Source organism: Desulfoluna sp. HI9BLuna, from assembly GCF_056829775.1.
On record NZ_CP186555.1, the window covers coordinates 1 to 8,542 of the forward strand.

General features: G+C 47.5%; 7 protein-coding genes. 4 read left to right on the top strand and 3 right to left on the bottom strand.

Annotated elements, in window-relative coordinates; translation table 11 throughout:
• Positions 1 to 61: 61 nt before the first annotated feature.
• Positions 62 to 1,282 carry an IS256 family transposase gene (locus tag ACOYW0_RS00005; RefSeq protein WP_482415228.1) on the top strand — a complete coding sequence of 407 codons (1,221 nt, stop codon included), beginning with the start codon at positions 62 to 64 and terminating at the stop codon, positions 1,280 to 1,282.
• 21 nt (positions 1,283 to 1,303) lie between these two features.
• Here ACOYW0_RS00005 and ACOYW0_RS00010 read toward each other — a convergent pair whose 3' ends face one another.
• Positions 1,304 to 1,636, bottom strand: coding sequence for a hypothetical protein (locus ACOYW0_RS00010; protein WP_482416574.1), 333 nt, complete (start codon positions 1,634 to 1,636; stop codon positions 1,304 to 1,306).
• 303 nt (positions 1,637 to 1,939) lie between these two features.
• Here ACOYW0_RS00010 and ACOYW0_RS00015 point away from each other — a divergent pair, with 303 nt between their 5' ends.
• Positions 1,940 to 3,520: a cryptochrome/photolyase family protein gene (locus ACOYW0_RS00015; RefSeq protein ID WP_482416575.1), complete on the top strand. Its 1,581-nt coding sequence runs from the start codon at positions 1,940 to 1,942 to the stop codon at positions 3,518 to 3,520.
• A 245-nt stretch (positions 3,521 to 3,765) separates the two neighbouring features.
• Positions 3,766 to 5,301 carry a DUF4125 family protein gene (locus ACOYW0_RS00020; RefSeq protein WP_482416576.1) on the top strand — a complete coding sequence of 512 codons (1,536 nt, stop codon included), beginning with the start codon at positions 3,766 to 3,768 and terminating at the stop codon, positions 5,299 to 5,301.
• Positions 5,302 to 5,304: 3 nt separating this feature from the next.
• Here ACOYW0_RS00020 and ACOYW0_RS00025 read toward each other — a convergent pair whose 3' ends face one another.
• Entirely contained in the window at positions 5,305 to 6,252 is a 948-nt protein-coding gene (locus ACOYW0_RS00025) for a transposase (protein ID WP_482416577.1), read from the bottom strand.
• Positions 6,253 to 6,514: 262 nt separating this feature from the next.
• Here ACOYW0_RS00025 and ACOYW0_RS00030 point away from each other — a divergent pair, with 262 nt between their 5' ends.
• On the top strand, positions 6,515 to 7,555 hold the full coding sequence (locus tag ACOYW0_RS00030; protein WP_482416578.1) for an IS110 family RNA-guided transposase: 1,041 nt from the start codon (positions 6,515 to 6,517) through the stop codon (positions 7,553 to 7,555).
• A 593-nt stretch (positions 7,556 to 8,148) separates the two neighbouring features.
• Here ACOYW0_RS00030 and ACOYW0_RS00035 read toward each other — a convergent pair.
• Positions 8,149 to 8,541 (bottom strand): hypothetical protein, encoded by a 393-nt coding sequence (locus ACOYW0_RS00035; protein ID WP_482416579.1) that lies wholly within the window; start codon positions 8,539 to 8,541, stop codon positions 8,149 to 8,151.
• Between the last annotated feature and the right edge of the window lies 1 nt (position 8,542).

An 8,542-nucleotide genomic window follows, 5' to 3' on the forward strand; every position in this document is an offset into this window, starting at 1 on the left:
AGTATGAGATTTATCTGTGTATCTGGCTGTGGTATTAACCTCCTGAAAGGAGAATGTCACCATGGCCAAAAAGCAGAGTCGTATAGATGCACTTTTAGATGAGCTGCTCAAAGATGAAGACCCTAAAGAACTATTTAATAAAGATGGACTTCTTGAGGATTTAACCAAACGCCTTGTGGAACGCGCCTTGGAAGGCGAGCTGACCGATCATCTCGGCTACCAGAAGAATGAACGCCAAAAGAGTCGCTCGACAAACGTCCGTAATGGCAATACAAAAAAGACAATTGTAACGAATCGAGGTTCACTTGATATTGAGGTTCCCAGGGATCGAGATGGTGATTTCGAACCTCAGTTAGTCAGAAAGCGCCAAAAAAGGCTTCCAGGGTTTGATGACAAGGTCATTGCACTATATGCTCGCGGAATGACAGTGAGAGAGATCCAGGGCCATCTCAAAGATCTCTATAGTGTTGAAGTATCCCCGACACTGATCAGCAATGTGACCGACAGCGTCATAGATGATGTTCGCCAGTGGCAGTCTCGTCCGTTGGATACGGTCTACCCCATCGTTTACCTGGATGCAATATATCTAAAAATTCGTAAAGGCAGCCATGTTGAAAATCGAGCTGTTTATCTGGCATTGGGTGTAAACCTTGAAGGTAACAAAGAGCTTCTTGGCCTCTGGATTGGAGAGGCTGAGGGTGCAAAATTTTGGCTTGGCATCCTCACTGAGCTTCAAAGCCGAGGGGTAAAAGATATTTTGGTCGCTTGTGTTGACGGCTTAAAGGGCTTTCCTGAAGCCATTGGGAACGTCTTTCCTCAGACGGAAGTCCAGCTCTGTATCGTTCATATGGTGCGTAATTCTTTGAGATACGTTGGTTGGAAAGAGCGAAAGAACGTCGTAAAGAGTTTAAAGGAAATCTACACTGCACCCACAGAAGAAGCTGGTTTGAGAGCTTTGGATCAATTTGAGCAAGAGTGGGGAGAAAGGTTCCCAATTATCGGCCAAATATGGCGTTCTAAATGGGAAAATATAGCGCCGTTCTTCCGTTACCCAGAACCGATACGTAAAGTCATTTATACGACAAATGCTATCGAATCTTTGAACGCATCATTGAAGAAAATCACAAAGAAACGGGCAGCTTTTCCAACAGAGGATTCAGTGCGAAAGGTTTTGTATCTGGCGATATTAAAGGCTTCTGAGAAGTGGTCGCGCCCCATCAGGGACTGGGCTGCTGCTCTCAACTATTTTTCGATTGTATTTGAGGGGAGAGTCCCTCTTTGATTTAAACGCCAGATACACAGTTTATTTGACAGTCTCCATGCTATCCCCCCTGGTAACAAGCCATCTTGCGACAAACACATCTATGCTTTTCATTGTGTCATACACCTGATCCTTTTTCTCACTTGTCGCGATACCACTACCAAAGGAATAACCCCGCATGCCACCAACCTTCAGGACTATTGTGTACAGCGTTTCAATTCTCATATCTTTGACCGGTTTCTGCCTGGCAGAAGTGAAACCCCTGTCTGAGAACCAACTTGATTCATGCATCGCAGCAGAAGGGCTTCGAAATGTCCGGTTTACAGGCACTGAAAGGTCACAAAATCCCTCTGAACTCAAAAGAGATTTCCCCATCGGCAGCACTCCGTCTCACATACATCATGGTACTGTCCGTTCCAGAATCAATCCCCCTGAACCGGTGCCACCGGAGTCAGGTCATATTACCATCTCGCATCACACCTTAGAGCATCCGACACAGGCCCAGATAAATCTGCCGGAGAACGTCCCCGTCCAGGTAAACCATGAATCGTTTTCTCCTGCGATGCCCCATTATCGACTTTCTACCGGGGGAATGTCCGGTGTTTCTGCCGTAGACTAATTCAGTCATTAGCCATCACCCCATTCACCACATCACTATACGTTCAACAAGGTGACAGCATGCCCAAGAAGTACTCTCGCCTGCGGCTCATCCTCGGCGACCAGCTTAATCGCAGCCACTCCTGGTACAGGCAAAAAGACGATAACACCTTGTATGTCATTGCAGAGTTGCACCAGGAGGCATCGTATGTATGTCACCATGTCCAGAAGCTGTGCGCGTTTTTTGCTGCAATGGCCAACTTTGCCGAGACGCTCCGCAACGCCGGTCATCAAGTACTGTACTTGACACTGGACGATACAGCCTCTTTTGCAAGTCTGCCGGAGCTGCTCAGCCATTTGCTCGAAAAACACCAGGTAACACAATTTGAATACCAACTGCCGGATGAGTATCGCCTGCGAGAACAACTCGCTCAATTTTGCCAATCCGCGGCGATGAAAGCCGTGGGCACCATGGTTTGTGATACCGAGCATTTTTATCTTTCAGACGAGGAGATCCATCGCACATTCAGCCGGGGCAAACGGCATCGTATGGAAGCTTTTTACCGAAAGATGCGGGTACGATTTCACATCCTCATGGACGGAGAGGAGCCGGAAGGGGGCCGCTGGAATTATGATGCGCAAAACCGCAACAAATTGAAGGCCGACGACCTGAAACTGGTGCCCGAACCGTTGCTGTTCGAAAACGATGTCCGGGATATCCTGACGCGAATCAAACGGCACGGCATCCAGACCATCGGGAAAGAATATCCCCACCTGATCTGGCCGGTCAATGTCCAGCAAGCATCAGAATTGCTGAATTATTTTTGCCATAACGGCCTGAAGCACTTCGGCCGGTTCCAGGATGCAATGACCGGTAAGCTTGGCGCGACAGACATGAAAAGGCAGTTCGGGCTGTTTCATTCAAGGTTGTCCTTTGCCTTGAACAGCAAAATGCTCAGCCCGCAACACGTTGTCAACACGATCATTGAGCACTACCACACCAGAAAACCCCGGATGGACCTGGCACAGGTGGAAGGGTTTGTGCGGCAAATCCTTGGGTGGCGGGAGTTCATCCGGGGAATCTACTGGGCCAACATGCCCGAATACGGGTCCTGCAACGGCTTGGATGCGACTCGCCCACTGCCTTCCTGGTTCTGGACCGGAGAGACCCGGATGCATTGCCTTCGACAGGCCATCACCCAGTCCCTTGACATGGCTTATGCCCACCACATCCAGCGCCTGATGATCACGGGTAATTTCTGCCTTCTTGCAGGCGTAGACCCCGACCAAGTTGACAATTGGTATATGGGCATCTACATCGATGCCATCCAATGGGTGGAGCTACCCAACACCAGGGGCATGAGCCAATTTGCCGATGGTGGCATCGTGGGCTCCAAAGCATACGCGGCCAGCGGTAACTACGTCAAAAAGATGAGCGACTACTGCAGCGACTGCCATTATCGGGTTGCAGAGACAACGACCCCAAACGCCTGCCCCCTCAATGCCCTGTACTGGCACTTTATGCACGACAACCAAGCCGCTTTTTCCGTCAACCCCAGAAATAAAATGGTGTATGCTGTGTGGGGTAAAAAATCCAAAGACCAACGGCAGGCAATACTCGAACGGGCAGCAGCCTGGCTGGATGGTATCGAGGAGCTTTGACCCCTCTCCGTTACCTTAGAGGCAAGCTGCAAAAGCCACACACACCGGGCGCCCCCCATGCCTTGTTCGATTCCCCAAACCGCCTCCGCCTACTTCACCCCTTCAATAAATTTAGGTACATGTTTGACCAAATTCCAATCAATGTGTTAAATTTCGGGTTTCATTCTGACACCACAAAAACGTGATCCAGTTGGAAGTCAGCCCCTTGATTTTGAGAGAATGACCGGTGCAAAGGAATATGATTTATGAAAGGCCTGGAACTCAGTGAGGCGTACTACACTGCATGTGCAAAAGAGATTTTCGAGCAGACGTTCAAGTCCCTCATGGACCGTGTTGCCATCGGGCTCGTTGGCCCCGGCTCCGAATGCTTTGGATTTGATGATGAATACTCACGTGATCACGACTGGGGCCCTTCCTTTTGCCTGTGGGTTACCCGAGAGGATTACCAGCGCTACGGCAAAGAGCTTCAGGCCTGCTACAATGCCCTGCCCGAAGAATACATGGGATTTGGCCCACGGGTCGTGAGTCCGGGCGAAGAGGACCGCGTGGGCGTTATGGCCACCAGCAGCTTTTACACACGCTACACAGGTTTGGATCACACACCGGATTCCATCAAGGATTGGCAGATCCCTTCAGAAAATTTGGCCCTTTGCACCAACGGCAAAATCTTTTCAGACCACTTGGGAGAGTTCTCCTCATGGCGAACAGCCCTTCTTGAGTTTTACCCTGAAGACCTCCGGCTTAAAAAAATCGCGGACTGCTGCATGCTCGCAGGGCAGGCAGGTCAATACAACTGGCAACGGGGTATTTTAAGAAACGACCCCTATGTAACACATACCGCCACGGTAAAATTCTGCACAGAGATCATGCACCTGGTTTACCTCCTGAACAAAGCCTATGCGCCCTTTTACAAGTGGCTGTTCAGAGGCGTTGCCCAGTTGCCGATACTGGGGGCAGAACTCTCCCCCCTGATTGCACAGGTTCTCAACGAACAGTCCCAAAATGACGGCTGGAAGAATCAACAGGACACCATGGAGATGATTTGCCGGAAAGTCATCGCCGAACTTCAGGCGCTCGGATTCACCGATGACAACATACCCTTTTTAGCAGATCACGTCCCATCCATCCTCGGCCGCATCAAAGACCCAGAATTCAAAAACACTTTATGGGGCGTGGAAAAAAAGACGCCCCATAAAAAAGGGATCATCAAACAAATTCTGGAAATCGAATGGGAGATGTTTTCCTCCGTCAACGACAAGGCCGCTTCAGCCCCACGGAACCAGGGCCAACCCACCTGCCGGGACTTCCCTGACGAATTCAAACTCCACAGGACGGCAAAGTTCCTGGCATGGCCCGAGACCACCCTCCTCAGTTACCTGCAGGATCTCAAAAAGGCAAAACAAACCAATCGCAACCTGATGACCTATAAATATGCCAGGATGGACAACCTGATCCCCAGCGAAAACAGCAGCCCCTATGTTGATAAAATCACGGGGGTCATGGTTCAGTGGCAAAAAGAGTTCATGGCCAAGTACCCGCGCATCATGGCCGGAGGCCGTGCTCTGACCGGCGGAGAGGCGGGCATCGACTGGGCCTCTTTTGAAAATTACCTGCGTTGCGAGTTGGAGTCCTACTCCGAAAACACACTGAAATCTCTTTTCCTTCACACGGAAACTTTGAAAGCTTCCGGCAAAAGCATGTCCGAGGAGATCTATAAAACGCTGGTTCAGGAAAAAGGATACAACAGTTTGGAGGAGGCGGAGGGGAAGCTGTCTAATTAGTGATCAGGCCTTCACAATCGACAAAATTAATTTTATGCATGTGTTCAGACATTGTTGAACACTCCTATCTTCATTGGACAAGACATCAAACCGCCCGCACACCTGGGAGACTGCCGATTCACTTAACCCGAAGGGTTCTCCGATCGCTTTCAGCGTCGCTCCCGAATATCTCTTCATCAGGTAGATTTTCATTTTACGGGCGAGCTTCACATCCTCAACATGATCATCTACAACACTGGATATGACCGAAAATGACGGCCTGCTGCTCAACGCACGCAGAGCAGGCAATTCCCGATCGCTGCGTCGTCCTTCGAGGTACTTCTTGCTTATCCCCTGAATAAATGATTCCGGTCCCAGAATGGTATCCGCCGATGCATTTTCCAAAGGGTTCGGGGAGTGAAGCGCGCCCTTCTCGTCAACGAACCTCTCATATTCCCTTCTGGCCTGTGAAACCCGTTTTCCGAAATACCCATGAATGTAATCCTTCTCAAGCCATTCAGGTGACGCCTCTTTGCCGACAAATGCCCTGTAACTCGACCAGGGATAGTCGATCACCGAATCAACCATGGCCGCCCGAACAGGATTCAAATGAATATATCTCGACAGATCCAGGGCGTAATCGTCCTTATAGACGAGAAAGGCCTTGTAACGCCCCTGGAACAAGTGCCCGAAACGCTTCCGTTTGACATTGAAATACGTCGTATAAGAACTGTTCACATGCTTCATGATCTGGGGAAGATTGGCATCGGGCGTCTCGATAAGGAGATGATAATGATTGGTCATAAGGCAATAAGTATGGATGATGGCCCCGTAACGTTCATGGGCCTCGCCGAGATACTCCAGAAATTTCTCCCGATCCCGCTTGCTCTTGTAGATGTTCTTTCGCTCGTTGCCTCGGGATGTCACATGGTAAAACGCCCCGGGAAACGTAATCCGTAAGGGTCGTGCCATGGGGTGCCTTTTGCTGAAGTGGATGGAGGGCTATGGAACGCACAGACAAATACAACATGCTTAAATTAAGCCACTCGTTGCATTTTGTCAAATGTGTAGGTCTGATAGCATATTAATCTCAATCAGTTACACCAACAATGCTGTCCCCGGAATATATCGGAGTATTGCTTTCAAAGCGATACAAGAGGAGAAGTTGCACCTCACAAGATTTTGATTATATAAATAATCAAGACAGATAACCGATATATCCTGGGAGGTGCACATGTCACTATACGTCGGAATTGACCTACATTCAAACAACATGTTCGTTGCCATAATGAATGCTGACGAAGAACTCCTCTTTCAAAAGAGGCTATCAAATGATGAAACTCTCATACTCCAAAAGCTATCACGCTACCCAACAGAAGAGATATCCATCGTTGTCGAGTCTACTTTCAATTGGTACTGGCTTGTGGATTCACTGATGAGTCATGGTTATTCGGTCAAACTTGCCAATCCGGCTGCAATGGTTCAGTATTCGGGCCTAAAACACACAGATGATAGGTCAGATGCAATCTGGCTGGCGCGTATGCTCAAAATGAATTTGATCGAAGAAGGCTATATCTATCCCAAAGAAATTCGGCCTATCAGGGATCTCATGAGACGACGTATGATGTTTATTCAGCAACGAACCCAAATGATTTTCTCTTTAAAAAGCTTGATACGCCGAGAGCTCGGCCAACGAGTATCCACAAACATGATCATCGGAGAACGAAAGCCTCTTCCAATCAAAGAAATGTTTTTTGACGAGGACCTCCTCTTTACTGCAGAACGCATGTTGTCGGCAATCTATGAACTAAAAAACAATGCGAAACAAATAGAACGACGGGTTGAAAAAAAACTGAAGCTAAAAAGTGAATTTCAGAACCTTACGACCATTGACGGCATTGGCCCTATCCTTGCGCTTACGATCATGCTTGAAGTTGGCGATATAAGCCGCTTTAAGACCGTAGGTGACTTCTCCTCTTATTGTCGCTGTGTGTCATCTCAACGGACCTCGAACAACAAAGTGAAGGGCAAAGGAAACAAAAAAAACGGCAACAAGTATCTGGAATGGGCCTTTGTTGAAGCAGCTAATTTTATAAAGCGATTCAATACCAATGCTCAGCGGTTCTATCAAAAAAAAGAGGCGAAAACCAATGCGATCATTGCCACCAAGGCGTTAGCCCACAAAATTGCAAGGGCCTCTTATTACATCATAAGAGATAATGTACCCTTTGACGACGAGAAGCTATTTAACTATTCTCCATCTGTTAACTCTTAGGACCCCCTCGCCAAGCTTACCTCTGGAGCCCGCAGCTATCAGGGCCAAGCCTCGCTTCGCTCGGTGCTTCGCAGCCTTGACAGCTACGTTCTCCAGAGGTCAAGGGCGACAGGAGGTCTAAGGAGAAATATGATACTTCGTATCTTATAAACACTGGGGTGGTGTGGTAACCCACATAGGGGTTGGAATAAAAACCACCAGGTCTGATTGGAACTGCATCACCCCTTTGTTTTTGCTCTTTTTATTTCGATCTGCCCATGCCGCGAACCAATAAGGGGTTGGTTAAAAACCACTTAGGTCTGTCATTTATTTTTGGACACGGTATAGCACTGGATGATTTCTGGGGCGCAAATGCGCCAAGGGCCGCAGGCGATGCGTAGCTTCTCCTGCACTGCCTTAATCCCGATGGGTGACTGGTGCAGATTGAATCTGCAACCGATTTATTGAAACTTCAGACGCAGGATCCGATGTAAAAAAAGCACTTTGTAACCACCTTTTATTGGTGCTTCAAACAAAAAGACTGAAAAGTTCAACTTTTCGGAGAAGAGGGTGTTTTTTCTCTTTACAAGATATTAAATGGGTGACCCCTTCTCCTAATTATCGTATTCCTTAATTATCATATTAGATAAATCAGTAGAGTTCATCTTGGCATTTATAATTTCAGCCAATTCATACCGTTCATGTGCTTTTAAAACTGAAACACCAAAAAAGCCAAAAAGAATCTTACTATTTTGATCCACAACACTTAATATACAATATTTTTCCCCTTGTCGCATCATTTGAGGCAATATACTATCCTTCAAAAATTCGTATAAATTATTAGTAATTTCCTCATTCCAAAATGTTTTTTTGAATAAATCTCCAAAATTATCAATTAAAGGATCACCAAAAAGCATCTGCTTATTATTATCGATGTTTTTTATTATGCAACCCTTTAAGCCATAGGCCTTTAATATTGAATTAATTTGGTTGGTTAACTTATCCATA